The organism is Mobilicoccus caccae (genome assembly GCF_030161635.1).
In the GTDB taxonomy this organism is placed as follows: Bacteria; Actinomycetota; Actinomycetes; order Actinomycetales; family Dermatophilaceae; genus Mobilicoccus; species Mobilicoccus caccae.
In genome coordinates this window covers 4,049,569-4,074,667 of sequence record NZ_BSUO01000001.1, presented here as the reverse complement: position 1 = coordinate 4,074,667, position 25,099 = coordinate 4,049,569, and the positions used below count along the sequence as shown (strand labels likewise).

The following is a 25,099-nucleotide window of genomic DNA, read 5'->3' as shown; positions in this document are numbered from 1 at the left end:
GGGTAGTGCAGCGAACATGGTGGCCTTCCATCGGGGACGAACCGGGTTCGTCCCCGCGGTCCGGTAGGACCGCGAATCGTCGGGCAGGTCAACGAGGCCCGACCCTACAACGAATCGGTCAAGGAATCCCCCGCGCCCGGCACGCCTCCTTGACGCGCGGTCCCGCGGCGCACCGCCCGTTGCCACGTCCACGGTGACCACCGGCAACCGTCCGAACAGGGCGAAAACACCGGCCCCGACTCCGGCCGACCCACCGTACCGGGCCCCCATCCGGCCCGGGTCGTGGACTCCGCTGCGCTCGGCCCGTGGACACCCCGCCCACGGACCGAGCAGACATCAGCGCCGAACGGTCTCGATCGTGAACCCCTGCCGCCGTAGCCGATCCACGAGCAGCCGCCCGAGTCCCGTCGCCGGGGTCATGACCCCACCGGCGTCGGTGACGGCCGCGAGGTCGTCCTGCGCCAACGCGAGCGCGGACTGGCCGAGCATGACCGCCGTGCTCGTGTAGCCCGGGTCCCGGCCGTCGGCCACGCGGGTGCGGTAGTGGGCACCGGTGGTCGTGTCGGCCTCGATGTCGAAGACGAAGCGGCCCTTCTTCATGGAGGAGTCGCTCGGCCCCTCCCCCGGCGAGGGCAGCACCCGGTCCAGCACCGCACGGATGGGCTTCTTGCCCATCCCACCCATGATCCCGGTCACGGCGGCCGAGGTGGCGACGCCGCGGGTCGCACCCAGCGGCCCCTCGCCGGTGTCGACGACCTCGGAGTACTGCAGGTCGCGGCCGTAGGACCACCCGGTGCGGGCGTTGCTCCACCGCACCACCCGCGTGTTGTAGGACGCCATGAAGAACGGGGCGGTCCAGCGTCCGGAGTCGCGGTCGTACTCGACGCCTGCCTTGCGCGCGAGTGCCGCCGGCCCGGAGACACGCTCGGTGTCTGCGTGCCCTGATCGGTCGGGCTCGGCCGCGCGGTCGGGGGACAGCGCGTAGGAGTCACGCAGGAGTCGTCCGACGCTCGGGTCCTCACCGGCGCGCACGACCTGGCCGCGCATCGAGGCGACGGTGCCGCCGCTGATGCCGCCCCGCATCGAGCGGACGTGGGTCACGGTGCGGGTGAGGGTGCCGTCGCCCGCCTCGGCCGCGGCTCGCGCCGTCTCGAGGACTCCGAGATCGGACGGGACGGAGTCGAATCCGCACGAGTGCACGATGCGCGCCCCGGTGCGTTCGGCGATCGGGCCGACCGTGTCGATCGACCAGCGGACGAACGTCACCTCACCGGTGAGGTCGCAGTAGTGGGTGCCGGCCTCGGCGCACGCCCGCACGAGGGCCTTGCCGTACTGCTCGTACGGACCGACCGTGCTGCACACGACCGTCGTCCGCCGCGCGAGCGCGGCCGCCTGCTCGGCATCGGTCACGTCGACGACGACGAGTTCCCAGGTCGAGGCGGCGGGCGGGAGCGAGGCCCTGGCCTGCTCGAGCCGACCCAGGTCGCGACCTGCGAGAGCGATCCGGGCCTCGCCCGCCGTCTCCGCCAGGTGGGCGGCGGTCAACCTGCCGACGAACCCGGTCGCCCCGACGAGGACCAGGTCGAGATCACGACCGATGTTCAGGTCGCCGGAGGGCGTCGTGTCGTTGGATGTCATGGAACTCCCCTGTTCGCGGTTCTCGGTCGGCGCCGGCCACAGCACAACGGCCGGTGCCGCCCCTGTCGAGACGGCACCGGCCATTCTGCCTACTCACGAGTCACCTGTCAGGCGGGCACCTGGCTGCGCAGCCCGGAGCGGCGGGCCCACCAGACGAGCACCGCGACGACGAGCGCGACGAAGACGACCTGCACGAGCATGAACGGCCCGCCCACCCCGACGCTGCGGTCGAACGCGCGGTTCATGTCCGACATGTAGGCGCCGAGGACGCCGGAGACCACGTTGTTGACCGCGTGCAGGAGGATCGGCACCTCGAGGCCACCAGTCAGGCGGGCCGCGATCGACAGCGTCACGCCGAAGGAGAAGTAGTAGAAGACCAGCCACGGGTCCTGCGCGAAGTGGAAGGCAGCGAAGAGGGACGCGCTGATCAGGGTGCCGACGACGAGGGCCGCCTTCTCGCCACCGAGCCACGAACCCGCGGCGCGCTGCACGTAACCGCGGAAGAAGACCTCTTCGGCGGCGGCCTGGAAGGGCATGAGCAGCAACGCGATCACCGCGAACGAGAGCCAGTTGGGGGAACGCTCACCCATGTCGGGTGTGAGCTGCATGAACGCGATCATGTAGACCGCGAACACGACGAGCAGAACCGGCAGGGCCCGCACCATCCACCCGGTGCGCAGTCGTCCCTCGATCGAGCCGTTGAAGCCCCACCGCTGACCGTGGAGGAACCGCACGAACACCCAGGTGATGGGGATGAGCAGGATGAGGGAGAGCATCGTCGCCGCGTACATCGTCGGGGTGAGGACGCCGACGGAGAAGGGGCGTCCGAACGCGGCCACGTCGATCGCCATGGCGGCCAGGCTCGCCACGATGGACGCGAGCAACAGCAGGACACTGCCGCCGATGATCCCGACGACCGGCTTCCACCAGCGCGCCGTCGGGGTGCGGAGGGTGTGCGAGTAGAACTGACCCGGATGCGGGTCACCGTCCATGCGCCGCTCCACCGTGTGCCCCTGTGCCGGGGTCGTCTCGTTCGTTTCCATGCCTCCAGCATCACCCGAGAGTGGCGAGGCGACCCACACACATGCTCATGACCTGCGATGACACCGCCACGGCTGTGGCATGACGGATGTCATGTCCCCCCACCGCTGCGGTCCGGGCTCATCCGGCGGGGGTCGTCGCGGGCGGCGTCTCGGGCGAGAGGGACGTGGCGCTGGGAGCACCCGTCCGGACCGGGGGCGATACGGGGCCGGCGCCGGCCCGACAGTCCTCGGACAGCTCGGCCAGTTGCCCCTGGACTCGCCCGAACTCCCGCACGATCCGGCTCATCGCCGAGGCGTCGAGATCCTGAGCGGCGCGGACGCCGTCCACGAGGACGCGGTTGAGGGTCTGCGACTCGTCCGCGATCTGCAGGCAACTCGCCGGGATGACCACGTCACCGCTACCGACCGTCGGGGTCGTCGCGTCGGTGGTCGGTGCGGTGGTGGTGGTCGGCGTCGCGCCGTCCTCGGCGATGGGCGACTGCGTGGTGTCGCCGCCGTTCACCAGAGCCATGAGCCCCGCTCCCAGGGCGAGGCCGAGCACGAGCGCGAGCACCGGCAGGAGCCAAGAGCGGCGGCCGGGCCGTTCACCGGCTGCCGAGGCCCCCGACGACCCCTCGGAGCTGCGACCTCGCGACTCCGCCGACGAACCCGTCGGGTGCGGGGACCCCTCCTCGGGGCTGTCGATATCGGCCATGACGGTCTCCTTCGGCGAGGTTGGTCCTGCCCCGAAAGCGTAGGCGGGTGTCACCGTTTCGGCCCGGTGGAACGCGCCGACGCGACATACCCGCGCCGATCCGGGACGCTGGACCCTGTCCGACACCGACCGCCCCGACGAGGATCGAGCCGCCATGACCTCCGATACGTCCCACGTGGCGGCAGGCCCACCGGAACCGACCGGAGGCCCGTGGCGTGCACACGCCCGCGTCACCTACGCCCTGCGCTGGCCGATCATCGCCTTCTGGATCGCGCTGGCGGCCCTCGCCGTCTCCTTCCCTCCGCCGGCGGTCGCCGGGGCGAGCGGTGCCGGCTCCTTGATGTCCGCCGACGGCGAAGCGTTCAAGACCGAGGTCCGCGAGATGGAGGTCTTCGGCTTCCCGCTGTTCAGCCGCACCGTGGTGGTGCAGCGCGACGAGACCGGGTTGTCGCCGTACGTCCAGGCGGAGTCGGTCCTGGATGCTGTCGCGGTCAACCAGCGCGAGCCCCGGCCGCCGCTGCTGGGGGCCCTGCCCATGCCCAACGCCGTCACCTTCGGCGCGGGCCAGGACGAACGCGGCACGACCGTCCTCACCTACCTGTTCATGGACCCGCGAACCGACTTCGGGACCCAGCACACCGAATCACGCGTGTACGCCCAGCAGAACCTGGAGCGGCAGGAGGACCACGTCATCGGCGTCGCCGGGTCGATCCCGGCCCGGGCACAACAGGCCTACATCCTCGGGCTGCACCTGCCCACCCTCGAACTGCTGACCCTGGTGGCGATCTTCGTCATCGTCGCCGCCGCCTTCCGCTCTGTCGTCGTGCCGTTCATCGCCCTCGGCGCCTCCGGGATCGCCCTGGTCATCACCATGTGGGTCGTCACCATGCTGGCCGACCTGCTGGGCGTGAGCGCGCCCGCCGAACTACAACCGGTGCTGTTGGCGCTGCTGCTCGGGGTCGTGACGGACTACACGATCTTCTACGTCACCGGACTGGGGACGGCGTTCGGCCGTGGCACGAAGGACCGGCGGGGCGCCGTGACCTCCGCCGTCACCACCTACACGCCGATCATCGTGGCCGCCGGCGTCACCGTCGCGGCCGCCACGCTCAGCCTCGTCGTGGCCCGGTCGGCCTTCTATCGGCCGTTCGGTCCGGCGATGGCCGTCACGATCCTCGTCGGTCTGTTCGTCGCGATCACCCTGGTGCCGGCGATCGTCGCCGTCCTCGGCCGTGGGGTGTTCTGGCCACGCCGTCGGGCGGGTATCGCGAGCATGGCACAGCCCTCGCGGTGGATGGCCGCGATGGTCAGTGGCCTGTCCCGCAAGACCCCCGCGGTGGCGGCGCTCGTCGTGAGTGCTGTGGTCCTCACGATCATGGCGCTGCCCATGGCGGGGATGATCCTCAAGGCGGGGTTCACGAGTTCCCTGCCCGACGACAACACCGTCAAGCGGGCCGCGGTCGCCGCCGCCGAGGGATTCTCGCCGGGGATCACGTCGCCGACCTCGGTCCTCGTCCACGGGCCGGGGATCACCGACGACCTCGACGGCCTCATCGACCTGCAGGACCGCGTGGCCGAGCAACCAGGCGTCGCCGGTGTCGTCGGACCGGCCCTGTCGATGCCGCAGTTCGACCTCGGCGTCTTCACCAACGACGAGCACGACACGGCGCGCATGCTCGTCGTCCTGAAGGACGCGCCGCTCGACGGAACCGCCGTGCAGACCCTCTCCAGGCTTCGCGAGACACTGCCCGATCTCGCGGCCGACTCGGGGTTGCAGGTCGAACACATCGGCGTCGGCGGCGACACCGCGCTGGCGGCCGACATCATCGACGGAACCCTGGACGACCTCGGCCGTCTCGCGCTGGCGGGTCTCGCGGTCAACCTGCTGATCCTCATCGTGTTCCTGAGGGCCGTCGTCGCTCCGCTGTATCTGCTGGCCTGCAACGTGCTGTCGGTGGCCGCGGCCCTCGGACTGACCACGTTCGTGTTCACGAACCTCCTCGGCGAGGACGGCATCACGTTCTACGTCCCGTTCGCCTCGGCCGTGCTGCTCGTGGCACTCGGGTCGGACTACAACATCTTCGGCGTCGGGCGCACCTGGGAGGAAGCGCGGCACCATCCGCTGCCGAAGGCCATGGCGATCGCCATGCCGGAGTCCTCCAAGGCCATCACGACGGCCGGAGTGGTGCTGGCGGTGAGTTTCGGCATGCTCGCGACGGTTCCGCTCAGCGCGTTCCGGGAGCTCGCCTTCACGATGGCCGTCGGCATCCTGCTCGACGTGTTCGTGGTGCGCACGTTCATGGTGCCGGCCCTGCTCACGCTCGTCGGGCAGAAGAGTGCCTGGCCACGCAAGAGTCTGCGGGCCGTGCCGGATCGCAGCATCGACGCCCCCACTCCCGCGTCGGTCTGAGCCCTGCGCGCCGGGGCCGAGTCCCCTCTGATCGAGCCCTCGGACGCGGCCCGCCTCAGCGTCTTGGTGATCGAAGAACAACACGGACGACATGGACCGGGGCTTGCCGGCCGGGTCAGGCCGCTGACCTGCGGCGACAGAAATCGCACTGGCCTCGATGTTGTTCGTGTCGTTCTTCGATCACCGTGACCGCTCGACCGGCGAACCGGGCAGGCCTACATCAGGGTGATGGGGTCACCGATCCGGACCGCGCCGGGCGTCTCGGGGATGAAGTGGACCGCGAGCCAGGTCGCACCGTCCCACCGGCGATGCCGAGCAAGGGTGCGGATGGGGTCCTTGCCGCGGGAGAGATCCGTGGGGTCGATCGTCGTCATGACGCACCGGTCGACGAGCTTGGCCTTGCGCAGGATCGCCTCGCCGATGCGGATCCGCTCCCAGGCGTCCTCGGCGAACGGGGCGTGGACGCCGTCGACGAGCAGGTTGGGGCGGAACCGGTCGGCGGTGATCGGCTCCGGGACCGGTTCGCCACGCTCGAGGGCGGCTTCGCAGATCCACTCGTTCACCTGCGCCACGGATTCCGAGGAGAGCACCGTGACGGGGTAGCCGTCCTGGAACGCGGCGTGATCCCCCTCGCGTCCCAGGGTGAGTCGCCGTCGCGTGGGGTCGTCGCACCACACGAGGGACAGGTCCTCCCGCCCGAGGGCGGCCCGGATCCAGGTGTCCGCCTCTGCGCCGACCGGCCGGGCGAGGAGGTGCTTCTTGCCGAAGAGCCGCACGTCCTCGGCTCCGTCGACCGGGTGGGCCAGTTCGATCGCGGGCATGTCCGGGGCCTCCAGGCGCAGGTCGGCGGTCGTCCCGCCCGTGCTCCTCGTGCTCGCGGTGATGGTGAACAACTCGGGCAGGACGCGCGCGGAGACCATCTCGCCGGTCGCGTCGACGACCATCCACTCGCGGTCCCCGCGCAGTCCGGCGAATCCGACCTCCGCCGTCTCCACCCGACGTATCGCCGTGCTCTTGACCGGGTGCACCCGGATCGATGCCACCTTCATCGCCACCCCCGAGGTCTCGTGTGCGCCCAGGCTCGCACAGCCCGCACCGCGCCCGCCGAGGCACCGCCCGCCGCCTCGGGGCGACGTTCGGCATCGCGGCACATCCCGATTCCCCGGCGACGCCAACACCGGGCGCATGACAATGGAGACGACTCGAGGGAGGTCATCGATGACGGAGACGACGACACTGCTGTCCGGGCTCGCCGATGTGAACCGGTTCGACGCCGAGCAGCGCGCCTGGGTAGCCGAGCGCGTGCGGCGGCTGGACGCCGACGCGCGACGATCCGCCGACACCCACCTGTGGCGACTGGAGCTGCCCGAGACCTGGGGCATCGACCTCTACCTCAAGGACGAGTCGACCCACCCGACCGGCAGCCTCAAGCACCGGCTCGCGCGCTCGCTGTTCACCTACGCCCTGGTCAACGGGTGGCTCGGGCCGGGCACGCTGGTGGTGGAGGCCTCCTCGGGGTCGACGGCGGTGAGCGAGGCCCACTTCGCGCGGATGCTCGACCTGCCGTTCGTCGCGGTCGTGCCGCGCTCGACCAGCCCGGAGAAGATCCGGCTCATCGAGGCCGAGGGCGGCCGGTGCCACTTCGTCGACCGGGCCGATCAGATGTGCGCCGAGTCCCACCGGCTCGCCGCCGAGCACGGCGGTCACTTCCTCGACCAGTTCACCTACGCCGAGCGCGCCACCGACTGGCGCGGGCACAACAACATCGCGGAGTCGATCATCGACCAGCTCGGCGAGGAGCGGCACCCCGACCCGTCCTGGGTCGTCGTCGGCGCCGGCACCGGCGGCACGAGCGCGACGATCGGCCGGTACCTGCGCTATCACCGCCTCGACACGCGGCTGTGTGTCGTCGACGTGGAGAACTCGGCGTTCTTCGACGGCTGGGTCGCGAACGACGCCGGCATCACCTGCGAGGGGAGTTCGGCCATCGAGGGCATCGGCCGGCCGCGCGTCGAGCCGAGCTTCATCCGTCACGCCGTCGACCGGATGATGCGGGTCCCCGACGCGGCCTCGGTGGCCGGCGCCAGGTTCCTCAGCGATCGTCTCGGTCGCCGGGTCGGCGCCTCGACCGGCACCAACATCGTCGGCGTCGCCGCCCTCGTCTCGGAGATGCGCGCCGCAGGTGAGCGCGGCTCGATCGTCACGCTCCTGTGCGACTCCGGCGACCGCTACGCCCACACCTACTTCGACGACGACTGGGTGATGGGGAAGGGGTGGGAGATCGCCGAGTGGCAGCGCGAACTCGAGTCCGTGTTGCCCACCCGGTGACCCGGTCGCCGATCACGCGGCGTCGGTCAGTCCTCGGGGAGCGCGGCGAACGCCTTCTTGGCGCCGAAGTACCAGTCGAGGGACTTCTTGGGGCGCTTCCAGCGTCCCTTCATCTCTTCGCGGGCCTGCTCATGGGTGACATCGCCCGCGGCGACGGCCTCCTTGAGATGACGGTCCTGGGCCTGGATGACCTCGTCGGCGTTCTCGCCTCGTAGCTGCAGGTCACACGGTCCGCCCAGTTGGCGACAGGTCATGGCCTTCATCTGTCTCTCCGTCTCGCTCGATTCCGGGCCAGGATGACCCGCTGACCTTATGACGCGGCAGGCGCGATGAATGTGTCACCGGCGGCCGACTTCGCGACGCCGATCCCCCGCCCGGCGGACCAGCCTGCCCAGCAGCGCCGGCTCCGCCCGGAAGTCGATGCGGTGCACGACGCCGCCAGACACGACGAAATCGAAGGCCACCCGCGGGGTTCCGCGGTCGAACCACGCCGCCCCGGGTCGATCCCCGACGAAGACCGGCAGGGCGGAGGCCGCAGCGCCGTTGAAGAAGGTGGCCACCTGTTCACGGCCGTCGATGCGATGCGGGGTACCGACCAGCACCGCAGCCCGATCCGCTCCGACCGCCGCGTCGGGCGCCAGCAATTCGAGCAGCCGCTCGAACTCGCCGTGCCGGGCCGCCGCGAGGAAGGCGTCGACGACCTCCCAGTCGGCGGGCCCGTCCTCAACTGCCGGTCGCCGGACCTTGGCGCGGGCGCGCGAGGCGAGCGTGCGGGCCGCCGGCGGGGTGGTGTCGAGCACCTCGGCGATCGTGGCGAACTCGAATCCGAAGCTGTCGTGCAACACGAACGCGACCCGCTCCCGCGGGCCGAGCCGATCGATGACCGCCTGCAGGGCGACGCCGAGGGTCTCCGCCGACTCCATCTCGTCGGCGGGATCCGGTGCGGTATCCGGGAGTTCGATGTCGGCCTCGGGCGTGGGCACCCGCCGGCGCAGCCGATCCAGGCACAGGCGCACGGTCACCGTCGTCAACCACCACGTTCTCGATCTCCTCCGAGGACCCGTGACGCCGAGACCGCCGCCTATTCCCGGCTACTAGTTCTATTGACCTCAGGATCGGTGCCTGGCCAGGCTCGGTCTAGGTGGTCGGGGTGGTCGCTCTTTTCCGGCTGTCCATCCTGGTGGTGTGACTCTCGACCGGCTTGCGCTGCTCTGGCCACCGACATGGTCGGGAGAGGCTGAAGAAGGGATTGCTCTGCTGGTAGTAGCGGTGCCCTCCGGACCGACACCACCGATGTCGAGGATGTCAGGAGGCAGCTGATGAACGAGCAGGCACCGGGTCCGGTCGTGATCGGGATGGACCCGCACAAGCGCACCGTCACGATCGAGGTGATGACCCCCAAGGAGCAGATCCTCGGACACGGACAGTTCACTACCGACGAGGACGGCTTCGCCGCGATGCTGGAGTACGTCAGGCGTTGGCCCCAACGGAGGTGGGCGGTCGAGGGCTGTGAGGGCATCGGTCGACATGTCGTGGCCAGGTTGTTGCCGCTGGGCGAGCAGGTCGTGGACGTGCCGGCCAAGCTGTCCGCCCGGATGCGGATCTTCGCCACCGGCCAGGGCCGCAAGACCGATGACACTGACGCCCACTCCATCGCCCTGGTCGGGGCCCGGATCGCGGGGTTGCAGTCGGTGGCCCACGACGAGCAGCTGGAAGTCCTGCGGCTGCTGGTCGACCGGCGCCGCCGGATCGGGGAAGAACACGTCCGCAAGGTCTGCCAGCTGCACGCCCTGCTGCTGGAGATCGTCCCTGGTGGGGCCAAGAAAGACCTGTCCGCCGCCCGCGCCCGCACGATCCTGACCGGCGTGCGACCCAAGGACGCCCTGGGCAAGACCCGCAAACGGGTCGCCCTGGAACTGGTGGTCGACCTGGAACGGATCCACGCCCGCAAGAAGAGCGCGGACAAGGAACTCATCGAGCTCCTCAAGAGCACCGGGACCGCCCTGCTCAGGTTGCACGGCATCGGACCCACCGGCGCCGCCCGGCTGCTGGTCGAGATCGGTGACATCACCCGGTTCCCCAGCAAGGCCCACTTCGCGTCCTGGAACGGTACCGCCCCGATCGACGCCTCCTCCGGTGACAACACCCGCCACCGCCTTTCCCGCGGCGGGAACCGACAGATCAACCACGTGCTGCACATCATGGCCATCGTCCAGCTGCGCACCCCCACAACCCAAGGACGGGCCTACTACGACCGGAAAATCGCCGCCGGCAAACGCCCCAGCGAAGCAATGCGCTGCCTGAAACGACGCCTATCCGACATCCTCTACCGCACCATGCTCAACGACGTCCTCACCACACAAAGGACGGGCCCAGGAGGACACCGGGGCGCGTCACTGTCATCCAGCGCGGCCGGCTCACAGCCCCACACCGACACTTCGGATCAGTCACTTCCTGGACCCGTCACCACCCAGAATACGACCCCCCTCAAGACCCCCGCTTGACACAGAAGGGTGCCGGTTTCGGCGGGAGGGGGCGGGTCGGACGACTCCGGGCGTTGCGTGCTCCGCAGGCGTAGCCAGGCCGTCTGCACGATGTCCTCGGCCTCGACGGCATCGCCGAGGATCTTCGCCGCCATCCCCACCAGACGCGGCCGCTCCTGCGCGAACACCTGATCGCTCACCTGCCGGCCTCCTCATCGCCCGTCACCACAGTGACGGATCGGGTGGCCGAAACGTGTCACTCGTCGGCCACGAGCCGCCCGACCGGCTCCCTACGCCACGGCCGTTCCGTCGAGTTCGATCATCTGCCCGGGGATCGCGAGTCGGATGACGCCGAGCATCGTCGTCGTGGGCGCCACGCCGGCTGCGGCCAACCTCGCCGCCAGCACGCCGTAGTGAGGGAAGAGCGCGTCGACGTCGGTCGTGTAGACGTTGAGCCGGACGAGGTCGGCCAGCGACATGCCCGCCTCGCCCAGCACCGCCTCGAGGTTGTCGAGGGCGAGCGACACCTGCGCGGCCATGTCACCGGGGTGCGCGGGCTGCCCGTCCGGAGCCATCGCCGTCTGCCCGGAGATGTACAGCGTGCGGGTCTGGCCCGACACGACCTCCCCCTGGTTGAAACCCATCTCCACCGACCAGGTCACCGGGTTGATCGCCACTCGTTCCATGTCTGCTCCTCCAGGGCCGTGACGAGGGTGCGCGTACCGCCGGATCGGCGGTCGCGGGCCTCGCGCGTTCAGCCTCCCGACGAATCACGACACCTGATGTCATGTTTCTTGGCACACTCACGAGATGCGCGCCGACCGGTTGCTCTCGATGGTGTTGCTGCTGCGCCGCCGAGGCCGGATGACCGCCGGGGAACTGTCCGACGAACTCGACGTCTCGACCCGCACGGTGCTCCGCGACATCGACGCGCTGTCCAGCGCCGGAGTCCCCGTCTACGCCGAACGCGGGCGCCACGGCGGGTTCGCGCTCCTGCCTGACTTCCGCACCGAACTCGTCGGCCTCAAGGACGACGAGGCCCTGGCGCTGATCACCGCGGGAACGGAGCGCGGAGATCACGCATTCGGGCTCGGCTCGGCACTCGCCTCCGCCCTACGCAAGGTGGTCGACACCCTCCCCGAGGACCGCCGCACCGACCTCGGCGAGGCCGCCCGTCGACTGCTCGTCGAGCCGGAGACCGACCTGCTCTCCCGCCGCCGATCCACGGAGGACGTCGCGGACGCGGTCATGGTCGAGGTCCGCCGGGCCGTGCTCACCGGACACCGGCTGCGCTTCACCTACGCCGCGCCCGGCGCGACGCCCCGAGAGCGCACGGTGGACCCGATCGGCCTGGTCACCGTGCGCGAACGCACCTACCTGCTGGCCACCAAGGACGGTGAGGACCGCACCTACCGCGTCGCACGGATGGCGCAGGCCGAGGTGCTGCCGGAGGTGGCGCAACGCCCGGACCAGGTGGACCTCGACCGCATCTGGCAGGAGCGGAGCGCGCGCTTCCTGTCCACCGACCACCTCCCCGTCGTCGTCCGGGTCGACCCCACCCGCCGCGAGGAGCTGCTGCGGAACGCGCGTGCGGTGCGTTCGCAGGAGACGGATTCCGACGGGTGGGTGCGCCTGCACGTGATGTTCGAGGATCTCCGGCACGCGACGTGGGCCCTGTGGCAACTCGACACCGGCGCCGAGGCCGTGGCTCCCGACGCCCTACGCCGCGCCCTGCGTGACCGGGCGCGCGAACTCGTCGCCCGCTACGGGCGATCGACGGAATGAGTCGGTCACTCCTTGGCGTCGGACCAGCGCGTGATGACCCGGGTGTCCGAGACGAACCGGACCCCTGATCCACCCGACCAGCGGCGAGACGCGTCCTGCAGCGCCACGTCGACGAGCCGGGCGGCCTCCTCACCGTGGGCGGCGGGTACGTGGACGAGCAACTCGTCGTGCAGGCACAGGACGATCCGGGCTCCCAGGTGCGCGGTCGTCGCCCGCACCGTCGCCGCCCACGCCTTGAAGAGTTCGGCCGCGGCGCCCTGGATGATGGCGTTGCGTGTGAACCGCCCTCGGGCTGCGTCGAGTTCGGGGTTCGTGCCCGGCCGTCCGTCGGGGCCGAGCATCCGGGTGGTGGGGATGAGCCGCCCACCGAAGGTGCGCACCGACTCACCGCGCACCCCCGCCGCGTACGCCCCCTCGAGCAGCCGGATCGCCGTCGGGTAGGCGCGTTCGAGGCCCTGCAACGCCGCGGCGGCCTGGCCGGCGCGGCCTCCGTACATCGCCGACAGCACCGCCACCTTGGCCACCGCCCGCTCCACCCCGAGGGTCTGCGCCACCGGCGCGTACAGGTCGTCGGCCATGGTGGCCTGCACGAACGCCGGATCGCCGGACACCACCGCGAGCACCCGAGGCTCGATCTGGCCCAGATCGGCCCGCACGAACACGTGCCCCTCATGGGCCGCGACCCCGGGACGCAGGAGGGCCGGCAGGTTGTGCAGGCCACTGGCCGCGGTCATCCGGCCGGCGCCGCCGTCGCACGCGCGCCACTCACCGCGCAGCCGGTGATCGGGTCCGACGTGCTCGGCGATCCACCGCACCCCGTACGTCGTCGCGATCCGCTCGTCGGCCCGCCATGCCAGCAGCGCCGGGACGACGGGGTGGACGTTCGCGTACTGCTCGAGGACGTGCTTGCGGGTCGAGGGCACGTCGATGCCGACCGCACCCAACAGCTCGCGCACCTGCGCCGGGTTGCGCAGGTCCAGGTGCTCGCGGCCGGGCACGTGCGCGAGGACCCGGGCGTCGCGCTCGGCGGGCGGCCCGCTCATCGGTTCGACCAGGTCGAGCAGCACCGCTCGGTCGACCGGCAATCCGTCATGCCCCAGCTCCGCGCAGAGTACGGCCGCGGCCGACTCGGCATGGATCGTCGCGACCAGCCGCGGGGAGGTGGCCGAGGCCAGTCGGTGCTGCGCGTCCGCGCAGGTCAGGACGGTCTTCGCCCAGGTGAGCAGCCGGTCGTCGGTGATGGCCCAGGCCCCGGCCGCCGCGTCCGCGCGCAGGTACCCGTCGGGCCGCGTGACGTCGTCCGCAGGACCGGTTCCCGGCGTCTCGTCGGCGCCGAGCAGATCGAGTAGGTCGCCACGATGGCGTGCGGGCATCCCTGCCGGGTCGAGGTCGTGCGCGAGCGCCCAGGCCTCCGCCGGCTCCGCGGACCATCCGCCCGCCAGCAGCCGGTGCGCCTCGGCGACGTCCCACGCCCGGGCGACCCGCACCCCCGCCGCGAGCAGCGGACCCACGACCTCGGCGGCCGACCACCACACCCACCGCGGCCGCCCCTCCTCGAGTCGCGCCACCAGGGCGGGCAACTCCCCGAGATCGACGACGGCGCTCACGTCCGCCCCCACCACCGCTGCCCGAGGCACCTCGGGCGCACCCCACGCGTCGGCCGCCGTCGGGCCGATGACAAGGGCGACGGTGTCGGGCATGAGTGCAGCGTACGAGGGACCCCCGACAGACCCGTCGTCCGAGTCGAAGAACAACACCGACAACATCGCCAACGGGACCGTCGAGATCGATCCAGGTCACGGCGGTGCGGCCGGCGGCAGGGCCTTCGTCGATGTTGTCGGTGTTGTTCTTCATCCGCTGAGCCCCCAGCAGCCGAACCCCCGCAGCGCCCCGGCCTGCCCCTGTGGACAACGCCCACGACTCACCCACGGGCCCGGCACACGATGGCGGTATGCCTCACCCCTCCCGCATGGCCGAGCTCCATGCCGCCCTCGTCGCTGCCGGTGGAATCGCCGGATGGGCCGACCTGGTGCGCGCCTCCTCGGCCGCGACGGTGCGGTCGGCCCTCGTGCGAGACACGATCCGTCGAGTGGGGCGGGGCGTGTACGCGCTGTCGACGCACAGCGAGCCCCGGGTCGGTGACCCGACCCTCGCCCGTGCGTGGTCGCGCTGGGCCCTCGGACCGACCGACGCCGAGGTCGCAGCCCTCGTGGCTCGGCACGCCCATGCCAGGGGCTGCTTCGGCGCCCTGTCCCACCGCTGCGCCGCCTCCCATCACGGGTGGCCGGTGCTCTGTGAGCCGCCCGTGCTGGAGATCGCCCTCCCGCACGGGCGGCGGGGTTTCACCCACGTGGCCGACCAGCCCGTCCGTCTGTGCCGGCACGACCTGGCCCCTGCCGAGCGGCGGGAACACGCCACCTCTCACCTGCGCACGGTGATCGACTGCGCAGTCGACCTACCGTGGCCGGAGGCGCTCGCGATCGCCGACTCGGCCTTGCGCGCGGGGTCGGTCGAGCCGGGTGAACTGATCCAGGCAGCGGACCGCTACCGGGGGCGCGGAGCGCCCCGCGTGCGCCGCGTGGCCCAGGCGGCCGACGGTCATTCGGCGAACCCGTTCGAGTCCACGCTGCGCGCCGTCCTCGCGGACGTCCCCGAGGTGAGACTCCGTCTGCAGCACGAGATCACGCACGGAAACGGGCGCGTCCGGGTCGATCTGGCCGATCCCGACCTGAGGATCGTCGTCGAGGCGGACAGCTACGAGTTCCACGGGTCTGTCGAGGCCTTCGCGCGGGACCGCCGGCGGTACACCGAACTCACCGCTGCGGGATGGACCGTGCTGCCGTTCTGCTTCGGCGATGTCATGAAGAACCCGGGGTGGGTCCGGGAGATGGTGCGGGCGGCGGCGTTGGTCCGGAGCACGTGACCGCCCGAGTCCCAACCCGCGAAGAACAACACCGACAACATCGACGACGGGGCTGTTGAGATCGCCGCAGGTCACAGGCCTGCGGCTACCGGCAAGGCCGTGTCGATGTTGTCGGTGTTGTTCTTCGTTCCGCTCAGGGGGCGGTCCCACCGACGGATCGGCGGTTCCGCGCAATCCGCCGAGAGCATCGCGCGGATCGCCTAGCGTCACCGGCATGGGTACCGATGACACCGCCGCGAAGACGCCCGAGCCGAACACCGAGAAGCCCGACCCCGTGGATGCGCTCGTCTCGACCCGCCACACGCTCGACGTCGACGGCGGCACCCTGGCCTACAGCGCCCGCACGGGCCGCATCGTCATCCGCGAGGAGGAGACGAAGGACGACGTCTTCCACGGGTGGAAGGCCCGCGCCGAGCTCTCCGTCACCGCGTACACCCTCGATGACGCAGACCCGGCTACCCGCCCGATCACGTTCGTGTTCAACGGAGGTCCCGGGTCGAGTTCGGTGTGGCTGCATCTCGGTCTCCTCGGACCCCGCATCGTCGACGCCGGCGAGCCCGGCTCCCCCACCCCGCCGCCCTACCGGCTGATCGACAACCCCCACACGCTGCTGGCGCACTCCGACCTCGTGTTCATCGACCCCCTCTCCACCGGGCAGTCCCGCGTGGTCGAGGGTGGCAAGGCCAAGGAGTTCCTCGGCTGGAAGAAGGACGTGGAGCAGGTCTCCGAGCTCATCCGGCTGTGGTGCACCCGTGAGGACCGGTGGATGAGCCCCAAGTTCGTCTGCGGGGAGTCCTACGGCACGACGCGTGCGGTGTCGGTGGCCGCGCACCTGTTCGACACCTACGGGATGCAGCTCAACGGGCTCGTCCTCATCAGCTCGGTCCTGGACTTCGGCAGTCAGGACTTCGACTACCTGCGCCACGACGAGGCGTGCCTGTCGTTCCTGCCCACCTACGCCGCCATCGCGCACTACCACGGGCTGATCCCGGACAGGTCGCTCGAGGAGGTCCTGGCCGAGGCCGAGGAACTCTCCGCTGGCCCCTACCGGTCGGCCCTCGCCCGCGGGCACCGTCTGACCGATGAAGAACGCACCGAGATGGCAGGCAGACTCGCGGCGCTCACCGGGCTCTCCGTCGACTACCTCCTGCGGTGCGACCTGCGCCCGGAGCACTGGCGCTACTGCACCGAGGTGCTGCGCGACCGCGGCCTCACCGTCGGTCGCATCGACGGACGGATCACCGGCCCCCTGCACTCCCGCATCGCCGAGAAGATGGACGCCGACCCCTCCATCGACGCACTGCAGGGGCCCTACGCGGCGGCGATCCACCACTACCTGCGCGCCGAGCTGAACTCGGATCTCGACCTGCCGTTCATGGTGTTCTCCGACGCCTTCTCGCAGTGGTCGTACAAGGAGTTCGAGGGCAAGCCGATCGATGTCACGGACAAGCTCGAACGCGTCATCGCGCCAACCCGCACCTGCAGGTGCGCATCGAGTACGGCTACTACGACCTGGCCACCCCCTACGGCGCAGCCGTCGACACGGTCACGCACCTCAAGCTCCCCGCCGAGGCGTTCGACCGCATCGAGCACGCCTACTTCGAGACCGGTCACATGCCGTACGTCGGGGAGTCCTCGCGCGTCGAGGAACTGCGCGGGATCGCGGCGTTCGTGCGACGCGCGTGCCCCGGGGATGCCTCACCCGACGCGCCAGACGACGGCGAACATCACTGATGTCGTAGCACTTTCGCTACAGACTCCCGCGCTGCGGTCGAGTGGGAGGAGGTAAGGACACCTCCCACACCGTCCGAAACCTGGTGCCATGAAGCTCGCCCGGACCCCGACCGTCCCAGTGGTGTCAGCCCTGGCCCTGTCCCTCGCGGCACCGTCCGCACCCGCTGCAGTGGCCTCGGAGCAGGCGACGTCATCACGCACGATCAACCCGGCGGCGAGGTTCGGCACGATCGTTCCGCCGTGCGCCGACCCGATCGACAGCGCCGTCAAGGACGGTGAACCGATCGAGGTGGACCTGTCGCCCTACCGCTTCACGGTCGGCAGGATCGACCCGCGCGTCTGGACCGACTCCCCCTCGAAGGACCCGGCCTGGACGATGTGGTTCTACTCGTTCCGGTGGGCGCAGCAGGTGGCGCGCAAGGCCGCGGCGCACGGGCAGGACGAGGCCGTGGCCCGGACGGTCGCGCAGGTCCAGCGCTTCTACACCGAGAATCCCGACACCGGCCGGAGCGTCCACGGCTGGGACGAAGGGACCTCGCTGCGCCGGCTGCAGACCCTCAACTGCCTCTATCACCTGTCGAAGGACGAGCGGATCCCCGCGATGATGGCGGTCGAGGTCGAGCTCCAGTTCGGCCCACGGTATTATGGCCCGCCCTACCGCCGCATCCACAATCACGGTCTGATGGCCAACCAGTTCATCATCACCGCAGGGTCGCTCGTCGGTCGGGCCGACTGGATCGAGCGGGCGGCCCAGCGGATGTCGAACGAGATCGAGGGCGCCTTCTCCACGCGGGGCGTCAGCTTCGAGCAGTCGGCCGCCTATCACAAGGACAACCACGGGCAGTGGGCCGCGTACGGCCGCATGATCGAGGAGGTGCTGCCCGGCTCCCCCATCCCGGCCAAGATCAACGCCAAGCTCGTGCGGGTGGCCGAGGCCTCGCAATGGCTCACCGAGCCCGACGGGATGGTCACCTCCGTGGGCGACTCGCTGCGCGTGCCCGGGGTCCCCGGTGGCCGCGGCAAGAAGCCCGGCGCGTTTCGCGACGAACAGACCGGGTGGCTCGCCGGACGGTTCTCCTGGAAGGACCCCAAGACGTCCTACTTCGTCGTGCGTTACGGCCCGAAGACCTGGGCGCACGGGCACTTCGACAAGAGCTCGGTGGTGTGGAGCACCGCCGGCTCCCGCGTCCTCACCGGCCCGGGCTACTCGACCTACGACCCGGTCAGCCCGACGGCACCGTGGTGGAAGAAGCCGTACGCGCACAACGTCGGCGTCGCCCGTGGACGCGCCCTCGATGCCGGCGCGACGGGTCGGGTCACGTCGTTCACCAACACCGGCAGGGTCATGACGACGGTGGTGCGGGACCGGGCCTACGGCGTCGATCACGTCCGCCGGGTCACCGTCGACGACCCGGGCAAGCGCATCACGGTCGTCGACGGCTGGCCGCGCGGCGTCGTCTCGACCCAGCACTTCCATCTCGACCACACCTGGAAGCTCGTGAGTCGCTCGAAATCCGGCCTGGTGGCGAGGAACTCGGTGACCGGCAAGCGGGTGGTGATGACCACCGGCGGCACCATCTCGCGCGTCTCGGTCGGGTCTTCCCGGTATCAGGACGGCTGGCAGTACCTCCGCTTCGGGGAACGCCGGAACGCCATCGCGATCAAGATCGACTCGAGCTACCGCAACACGGCCACGACGTTCGCGGTGAGGTGAGGCCTGCGCCGCCCGCTCAGCGGGTCAGCGCCTGCTCGAGGTCGGCGATGAGGTCGGCCGGGTCCTCGAGCCCGACCGAGAGCCGCAGGACTCCGGGCAGCGGGCGGGCCTTCGGTGCGACCGGCCGGTGGGTCAGCGAGGCCGGGTGCTGGATGAGGCTGTCCACGCCGCCCAGGGAGACGGCGTGGGTGATGAGGTGCACCCCGTCGACCACGCGCGCCGCGGCCTCGTAGTCACCGACGTCGAAGGCGAGTACCGCTCCGGGGCCGGCCATCTGGCGTCCGAGGAGACCGCCCGGGTCGGTGCCCGGCATCCCGGGGTGGAGCACGCGATGCACCTCGGGGCGGTCCGCGAGCCACGCCGCCACGACCGTGGCGTTCTCCTGCTGCGCGCGGACGCGCACGGGCAGGGTCTGCAACCCCCGGTGGGCCATGTAGGCGGCCAGGGGGTGCAGGATTCCGCCGGTCAAGGCCCGTACCGCCCGCAATCGCGCCGCCCATTCGGCGTCGGTGGCGATGACGCCCGCGAGCAGGTCGCCGTGTCCGCCGAGGAATTTGGTGCCCGAGTGCAGCACCATCCGGGCTCCGAGGTCGAGCGGACGTTGCAGGACGGGGGTGGCGAAGGTGTTGTCGACGAGGACCGGCACCGTCCCGGCCTGCCGCACCACGGCTGCGATGTCGACGAGCTCGAGGGTCGGGTTGCCGGGCGACTCGACGATCACCAGCCCGGTGTCCGGGGTGATCGCGGCGTCGACGGTGTCGGCCTGCGCCCAGGTCACGCTCGTGCCGAGGAGTCCGGTGGAGAGCACGTGGTCGCTACCGCCGTACAGCGGACGCACCGCGACCACGTGTGGGCGTCCCAGTTGCACGATCGCGAGCAGCGCGGCGCTGAGTGCGGCCATCCCCGAGGCGTAGGCCACCGACTGCTCGGCCCCCTCGAGCCGGGCCAGGGCCTCCTCGAACCTCGCGACGGTCGGGTTCCAGAGGCGTTGATAGACCGTCGACTGCCCGGGTTCGAGCACTCCACCGCCGGCGAGATGTTCGTAGGAGTCACCGCCGGTCTCGACGTCGGGCACCGGGGCGGTGCTGGAGAGATCGATGGGCGGGACGTGCACGCCGAGCGACGCGAGGTCTTCGCGGGCGGCGTGCACGGCGGTGGTGTCGAACCGGTGGGACATGGTGAGTCTCCGACGTCGGTGGGGTGGGCCTGGCTCCCTCAGTGTGTAGATTCTTCTTCAGAGAATCAATGGATTCGCAGAATCCTCTGCTCACTGCCTGTTTTAGCGAAGGAGAGCCATGCCGTCCCGTCCCGAGCATCGCCCACTCGACGAGATCGACAGGATCCTGGTCACCGCGCTGGAGAAGGACGGCCGCCTCTCCAACACACAGCTGGCCCGCACCGCCGGCATCGCCGAATCCACGTGCCTGACGCGGGTCAAGGCGCTACGCGAGCGGGGCATCGTGCGCGGCATCCACGCCGCGGTCGACCCCGCTGCCGTCGGACGTCCCGTCGAGGCCATGGTCGCCGTCCGGTTCGGTGGTCACGCCCGCGCGCACATCGAACGATTCACCGACGAGGTGCCCCAGGTCCCCGGGGTCATCAGCCTCCACCACGTCTCGGGCGCCACCGACTTCTACGTCCACCTGGCCTGCCGGTCGGCGCACGAGCTGCGCGACTTCGTCCTCGACCACCTCACCAACCGCCCCGGCGTGCTGCACGCCGAGACGTCGCTGATCTTCGACTCCCGCCGCGGCACCCACCCGATCACCGACCCGATGAGCTGACCGGAGACGCCGCCACGCCATCCGTCACCGAGCCCCCGGGTCGCCCTACGGTCGGCGCCGGCCCGGTGCGAGCACCGCGAGGAGGAAAGCGGCGAGTTGAGCCGTGCCGCGGGCGGTGAAACGTGACGGCCGAGAACGCGATGTGGTCGCGGACTCGGAGAATTCGAACGCACTGGTAGCCATGTCGAGCTCCCCAGGATCATGTCGAGCGAATAGCCCGCCAACCTACGCTCGTCTTGTCCGTTTGACCATGGGTCGCCCGCCCCTGCCCAGCGTGGTCCCGGCGCGTCGGCCTCGTCCCGATCAGCCTGCGCGGGTAGCCAGCTCGTCGACCAGGCGGACGTAGTCCGCGGGGGCTTCGTCGTGGAAGCCGTGCCCGGTGTCGCTGCGATGGAAGCGGCCGTCGCGCAGCAGGGCGAAGGCACGGTCGGCCTCCTCGTCCGACATGGCGCCACGCAGGATGCCGTCTTTTCCGACCTGCACCTTCGTGTGGACGAGGGTGGTGGGGACGGTGATGCGCGCGAGGGTGTCCGCGTGATCCCACCCCTCGTCCCAGGAGCCGGTGTAGAACGCGTCACCGAAACGCGGGTCGTACTGCCCCAGGGCACGAAAGGACTCGTTCATCAGTGGCGGCAGCGCCCACCATCTCGGTCCTGCGCCCGGATGCGCGCGGTGATAGTCACGACCCTGCTGCTTGAACCACTCCGCACCTCCTCCGAAGAACTGCCAGATGCGTGAGTTCTCGAGGGTGTACTCGACGAAGTCGGTATCGCCCGAGGCGAGGAAGTCGTGCGCGTTGGTCGCGAGATCGACGTAATTCCACGTCTCCCTGGCTCGCGGCAGGACCGTCGTGAACAACGGCGGATCCTCCAGGAGGGCGGCACGGACCTGACCGCCCGCGTTCGCGGCGAGCCACGTGGCCAGGTGCCCACCCGAAGAGTGACCCGCGACGATGACGGGCTCCCCGATCACCCGCGCGATGAACGCCTGCAGGTCTTCGCCGTGCCGCACCGCGCTGTACTTCTCCACAGCACGGCCGGAGTCGCCGTGACCGTAGCATTCGAGCGCATACACGTGGTAGCGCCGCGACAGTTCCGGCAGCACACGAAAATAGTTCTTCCAGTCCGTCGACTGCCCGTGGATGAGCAGCAGCGCCGGCCCGTTGTCGGGCCCCTCGGCGTAGCTGATGAGCGACCCGTCCACGGTCGCGCGCCGCTGCGCATAGCCCGCGGCCCACACGCGCCTCATCCCGCGGTCGACGTAGGTCAGGTTCTCCCGGATCTGCAGGCCGAGAAACCCCGCCCCGGTGACGGCCGCTGCCGCCAGACCGATCCCGGCCCATCTCAGGACACGTCCGTCTCGAGCCGTCGTCGTCATACCCGACATCATCCCTGCCCGATCAGGCGAGCAGCGTCAACCGATCGGTCGACGCGCAGACCGATCGACGACCCGGATCAGGTCTCGGTCCTCACTTGCGGAGTCCCCCGGCCGTCCTCGTCGACCTCGCCCCGCTCCTCGCGGTAGCGCTGCGCGATGGCCTCCCACGTCTCCGCGTTGCGGATGCCCAGGCGTGCCGGGTCGAAGATCGGGTCGAGACCGGCCTTGCGCTGCTCGGAGTAGTCCTTCATCACCGTGATGCCGGTCCCCACGAGGAAGAGCATGGCGAACAGGTTGATCCAGGAGTAGAGCCCGACACCGATATCGGCCATGTTCCACGCGAAGTCGGACTTGTTGAAGGCGCCGACGAGGATCGAGGCTGCGAGCACGATCTGGACGACGACGTTCGCGATCCTCTCCTTGCGTCCGCTGCGGAACAGGAAGGCGATGTTCGTGTCGGCGTAGAACCCGAAGGACAGCAGCGTCGTGAACGCGAAGAGGAACATCGCGATCGCGACGAAGGCGGCGCCGAATCCCGGGAAGACCGAGTCGATGGCCGACTGCGTGTAGACGGCCGACTCCACGCCGGGGATGTTGGAGATGATCTCGGTCTCCTCATCCAGCCCCACCACGTTGTACTGCCCGGTGACGAGGATCATCAGACCCGTGATGGTGCAGACGAACAGCGTGTCGATGTAGATCGAGAAACCCTGGGCCAGGCCCTGCTTGAACGGGTGGCTCACCTCGGCCGCGGCGGAGGCCTGCGCACCCGAGCCGGTACCGGCCTCGGAGGAGTACACCGCGCGCTTGACGCCCCACATGATGATCGCGCCGAGCATGCCGCCGAAGACCGCTTCGCCGCCGAACGCACTGCTGAAGATGAGGCGGAACATCTCGGGGATGCGCGAGGCGTCCATGACGAGGATGACGATGCCCAGCAGGATGTACGCGACGGCCATGAACGGGACGAGGAATCCACAGACCTTACCGATGCGCTTCATGCCACCGAAGATGACCAGGCAGAACAGCACCGCCACGACGACGCCGGTGATGCGCGGGTCGATTCCCCAGGCGCCGTTCATGGACTCGGCGATGCTGTTGGACTGGATCGTGGGCCCCGTGACGGTGAACGCGAGGATGGCTGCACCGGCGTAGATGAATCCGAGTGGCACTCCCAACCAGCGCCAGCGGATGCCGCGGGCCATGTAATACGCGGGACCGCCTCGGTACTCGCCGTTGATCTCCTGCTTGTACACCTGAGCGAGAGAAGACTCCATGACCGCGACACCGGAGCCCAGCAGTGCCGTCACCCACATCCAGAACATGGCGCCCGGCCCACCGAAGTGGATAGCGGTGGCCACGCCCATGATGTTGCCGACGCCGACGCGGCCACCGAGTGCCATCGCGAAGGCCTGGAAGGAGGAGACCCCACGGGAGGAGTCACCGCCCCGCACGAGGTACGTCACCATCTCACGGATCCGCAGGAGCTGCGGCGCCCGGAGAACGGCCGTGAACAGCACGCCACTGAGCAGGACGAAGTAGACCAGCCAGTTGCTCCACAGATTTCCGGCGAGGGTTCCGGTCAGTTCGACGAGACCGTCCATGACATCCTCCGAGATCGGTTCACACTTCGTTGGGCCTCATCCGGGGGCATGAGATTCGAGAATGCAGCCGGCCCGGCTTTTCGGCCCGGAATCAGTCGGCGACGAGTTCACCGGCCTTGCGCCGCCGGAGGTAGCTGCGGAGTTCGGCGATGACGACACCGGACAGACCGAGGACGCCGATGAGGTTCGGGATGGCCATCAGACCGTTGAGCGTGTCCGAGATGTCCCACACGGCGTGCAGGCCACCGACCGACCCGACGTAGACGGCGGCCACGAACACCAGGCGGTAGACGAAGATCGCGATGCGGGTTCCGCCGATGCCGCGGAAGATGAACTCCAGGCTCTTCTCGCCGTAGTAGGACCACCCGAGGATCGTCGAGTAGGCGAACAGCGCCAGTCCGATCGTCAGGGCGATGCCGCCGAACGTTCCCGGCAGACCGTGGTTGAAGGCGGCGATCGTCAGGGCCGCGCCCCGCTCCTCGCCTTGCCAGACGCCCGTGGTGAGGATGACCAACGCGGTCATGGTGCAGATGAGGAGGGTGTCGACGAAGACCTCGAAGATGCCCCACAGGCCCTGCTCCACGGGCTCCTTCGTGTTGGAGGCCGCGTGCGCGATCGGCGCCGAACCGAGGCCGGCCTCGTTGGAGAAGACACCGCGGGCGATACCCATGCGGATGGCCTGGGCGATCGTGTAACCGGCGGCACCACCCAGTGCCGAGGTGGGGTCGAAGGCGGCGTGGACGACGAGCACGAGCGAGGGGATGATCTGCCCGGCGTGAAGGACCAGCAGAACGATCGAGATGGCGATGTAGAAGACCGCCATGAACGGCACGAGCTTTTCGGTGACGCGCGCGATGGCCTTGATGCCGCCGAGGATGACCACGGCGGTGAGAACCATGACGATGACACCCATGAGCCACGTCGGGGTGCCGAAACTCGTCTCGAAGGCGGTGGCGATCGAATTCGCCTGGGTCATGTTGCCGATGCCGAAGGTGGCCAACGTGGCGAAGACCGCGAAGACGTACGCCAGCCACGGTTGCTTCAGGCCGTTCTTGATGTAATACATCGGGCCGCCGACGTAACGCCCCTCGACGTTCGTCTCCCGGTACTTCATCGCCAGCACGATCTCGGCGAACTTCGTCATCATTCCGAAGAACGCACTGATCCACATCCAGAACACGGCGCCGGGGCCACCGATGGTGATGGCCGTGGCCACGCCGACGACGTTTCCGGTGCCGACCGTGCTCGCCAGGGCCGTGGAGACCGCCTGGAAGCCGCTGATGTTGGCCTCGTCGGCCTTCTTGGCCCGGCGACCGATGACCGAGCCGATGGTGGTGGACATCGCCATCGGGAACCCGCGAACCTGGAACACGCCGCTGCGGATCGTCAGATAGACACCGGTGCCGACGAGGATGAGCAGCATCACCGGGCCCCACACGAACCCGTTGACCGCCTCGTTGAACTCGAGAATCTGCTCCATTGCAGTGTGCTCCTTGCGTCCCGGACGACCCCCGCGCCCGCGGGGTGGCAGGGCCGAGCCTCGGCGATGCCTGTGGGTCAGTCAAGCACCGGCGGATGCCCG

21 protein-coding genes are annotated in these 25,099 nt (G+C 69.8%); 8 read left to right on the top strand and 13 right to left on the bottom strand.

All coding sequences use genetic code 11. The annotated features are described in order from the left end of the window. Window positions 1-336: 336 nt before the first annotated feature. The 3 genes from QQK49_RS20055 to QQK49_RS20045 form a co-directional block, all read right to left on the bottom strand. Window positions 337-1,638, bottom strand: coding sequence for a saccharopine dehydrogenase family protein (locus QQK49_RS20055; RefSeq protein ID WP_284305526.1), 1,302 nt, complete (start codon window positions 1,636-1,638; stop codon window positions 337-339). Between the two features lie 107 nt (window positions 1,639-1,745). Then, entirely contained in the window at window positions 1,746-2,681 is a 936-nt protein-coding gene (locus QQK49_RS20050) for a CPBP family intramembrane glutamic endopeptidase (RefSeq protein ID WP_284305525.1), read from the bottom strand. Between the two features lie 118 nt (window positions 2,682-2,799). Then, the gene (locus QQK49_RS20045) at window positions 2,800-3,375 is read right to left on the bottom strand and encodes a hypothetical protein (protein ID WP_284305524.1); all 576 of its coding nucleotides are present in this window, start codon (window positions 3,373-3,375) and stop codon (window positions 2,800-2,802) included. Between the two features lie 154 nt (window positions 3,376-3,529). On the opposite strand from QQK49_RS20045, the gene QQK49_RS20040 reads away from it, so the two are divergent. After that, on the top strand, window positions 3,530-5,785 hold the full coding sequence (locus tag QQK49_RS20040) for an MMPL family transporter (RefSeq protein WP_284305523.1): 2,256 nt from the start codon (window positions 3,530-3,532) through the stop codon (window positions 5,783-5,785). A gap of 215 nt (window positions 5,786-6,000) precedes the next feature. Here the strand turns inward: QQK49_RS20040 and QQK49_RS20035 are convergent, their stop codons facing one another. Continuing rightward, window positions 6,001-6,834 carry an MOSC domain-containing protein gene (locus QQK49_RS20035; protein WP_284305522.1) on the bottom strand — a complete coding sequence of 278 codons (834 nt, stop codon included), beginning with the start codon at window positions 6,832-6,834 and terminating at the stop codon, window positions 6,001-6,003. Between the two features lie 169 nt (window positions 6,835-7,003). Between QQK49_RS20035 and QQK49_RS20030 the strand changes: the two genes are divergently transcribed. Continuing rightward, window positions 7,004-8,113 (top strand): PLP-dependent cysteine synthase family protein, encoded by a 1,110-nt coding sequence (locus tag QQK49_RS20030; RefSeq protein WP_284305521.1) that lies wholly within the window; start codon window positions 7,004-7,006, stop codon window positions 8,111-8,113. A 26-nt stretch (window positions 8,114-8,139) separates the two neighbouring features. On the opposite strand, the gene QQK49_RS20025 is transcribed toward QQK49_RS20030, so the two are convergent. Both QQK49_RS20025 and QQK49_RS20020 read right to left on the bottom strand, forming a co-directional pair. Continuing rightward, window positions 8,140-8,376, bottom strand: coding sequence for a DUF1059 domain-containing protein (locus tag QQK49_RS20025; protein WP_284305520.1), 237 nt, complete (start codon window positions 8,374-8,376; stop codon window positions 8,140-8,142). Window positions 8,377-8,451: 75 nt separating this feature from the next. Next, the gene (locus QQK49_RS20020; protein WP_284305959.1) at window positions 8,452-9,135 is read right to left on the bottom strand and encodes a sigma factor-like helix-turn-helix DNA-binding protein; all 684 of its coding nucleotides are present in this window, start codon (window positions 9,133-9,135) and stop codon (window positions 8,452-8,454) included. A 297-nt stretch (window positions 9,136-9,432) separates the two neighbouring features. Here QQK49_RS20020 and QQK49_RS20015 point away from each other — a divergent pair, with 297 nt between their 5' ends. Next, window positions 9,433-10,617 (top strand): IS110 family RNA-guided transposase, encoded by a 1,185-nt coding sequence (locus QQK49_RS20015; protein ID WP_284305519.1) that lies wholly within the window; start codon window positions 9,433-9,435, stop codon window positions 10,615-10,617. Here the strand turns inward: QQK49_RS20015 and QQK49_RS20010 are convergent. Next, entirely contained in the window at window positions 10,557-10,784 is a 228-nt protein-coding gene (locus QQK49_RS20010) for a sigma factor (RefSeq protein ID WP_284305958.1), read from the bottom strand. The two genes, QQK49_RS20015 and QQK49_RS20010, sit on opposite strands and share 61 nt — an antisense overlap. Before the next feature lie 102 nt (window positions 10,785-10,886). Continuing rightward, window positions 10,887-11,282 carry a RidA family protein gene (locus QQK49_RS20005; protein ID WP_284305518.1) on the bottom strand — a complete coding sequence of 132 codons (396 nt, stop codon included), beginning with the start codon at window positions 11,280-11,282 and terminating at the stop codon, window positions 10,887-10,889. A gap of 124 nt (window positions 11,283-11,406) precedes the next feature. Between QQK49_RS20005 and QQK49_RS20000 the strand changes: the two genes are divergently transcribed. Beyond that, complete coding sequence (locus QQK49_RS20000) at window positions 11,407-12,381, top strand: helix-turn-helix transcriptional regulator (RefSeq protein ID WP_284305517.1); 975 nt, start codon at window positions 11,407-11,409, stop codon at window positions 12,379-12,381. 5 nt (window positions 12,382-12,386) lie between these two features. Here the strand turns inward: QQK49_RS20000 and QQK49_RS19995 are convergent, their stop codons facing one another. Continuing rightward, complete coding sequence (locus tag QQK49_RS19995; protein WP_284305516.1) at window positions 12,387-14,081, bottom strand: DNA polymerase; 1,695 nt, start codon at window positions 14,079-14,081, stop codon at window positions 12,387-12,389. A gap of 251 nt (window positions 14,082-14,332) precedes the next feature. Here QQK49_RS19995 and QQK49_RS19990 point away from each other — a divergent pair, with 251 nt between their 5' ends. The 3 genes from QQK49_RS19990 (at window position 14,333) to QQK49_RS19980 (ending at window position 18,752) form a co-directional block, all read left to right on the top strand. Then, the gene (locus tag QQK49_RS19990) at window positions 14,333-15,304 is read left to right on the top strand and encodes a DUF559 domain-containing protein (RefSeq protein WP_284305515.1); all 972 of its coding nucleotides are present in this window, start codon (window positions 14,333-14,335) and stop codon (window positions 15,302-15,304) included. 214 nt (window positions 15,305-15,518) lie between these two features. Continuing rightward, window positions 15,519-17,093, top strand: a complete 1,575-nt coding sequence (locus QQK49_RS19985; protein ID WP_284305514.1) for a S10 family peptidase — start codon at window positions 15,519-15,521, stop codon at window positions 17,091-17,093. 66 nt (window positions 17,094-17,159) lie between these two features. Then, window positions 17,160-18,752 carry a heparinase II/III domain-containing protein gene (locus QQK49_RS19980; protein ID WP_284305513.1) on the top strand — a complete coding sequence of 531 codons (1,593 nt, stop codon included), beginning with the start codon at window positions 17,160-17,162 and terminating at the stop codon, window positions 18,750-18,752. A 16-nt stretch (window positions 18,753-18,768) separates the two neighbouring features. On the opposite strand, the gene QQK49_RS19975 is transcribed toward QQK49_RS19980, so the two are convergent. After that, window positions 18,769-19,929, bottom strand: coding sequence for a trans-sulfuration enzyme family protein (locus QQK49_RS19975; RefSeq protein WP_284305512.1), 1,161 nt, complete (start codon window positions 19,927-19,929; stop codon window positions 18,769-18,771). Window positions 19,930-20,047: 118 nt separating this feature from the next. Between QQK49_RS19975 and QQK49_RS19970 the strand changes: the two genes are divergently transcribed. Continuing rightward, window positions 20,048-20,536, top strand: a complete 489-nt coding sequence (locus tag QQK49_RS19970; protein ID WP_284305511.1) for an Lrp/AsnC family transcriptional regulator — start codon at window positions 20,048-20,050, stop codon at window positions 20,534-20,536. A gap of 303 nt (window positions 20,537-20,839) precedes the next feature. On the opposite strand, the gene QQK49_RS19965 is transcribed toward QQK49_RS19970, so the two are convergent. The 3 genes from QQK49_RS19965 to QQK49_RS19955 all read right to left on the bottom strand — a co-directional run bounded on the left by QQK49_RS19965 (window position 20,840) and on the right by QQK49_RS19955 (window position 24,997). After that, on the bottom strand, window positions 20,840-21,913 hold the full coding sequence (locus QQK49_RS19965; RefSeq protein WP_284305510.1) for an alpha/beta fold hydrolase: 1,074 nt from the start codon (window positions 21,911-21,913) through the stop codon (window positions 20,840-20,842). Between the two features lie 77 nt (window positions 21,914-21,990). Beyond that, complete coding sequence (locus QQK49_RS19960; protein ID WP_284305509.1) at window positions 21,991-23,517, bottom strand: alanine/glycine:cation symporter family protein; 1,527 nt, start codon at window positions 23,515-23,517, stop codon at window positions 21,991-21,993. Window positions 23,518-23,608: 91 nt separating this feature from the next. After that, the gene (locus QQK49_RS19955) at window positions 23,609-24,997 is read right to left on the bottom strand and encodes an alanine/glycine:cation symporter family protein (RefSeq protein WP_284305508.1); all 1,389 of its coding nucleotides are present in this window, start codon (window positions 24,995-24,997) and stop codon (window positions 23,609-23,611) included. Window positions 24,998-25,099: the final 102 nt, after the last annotated feature.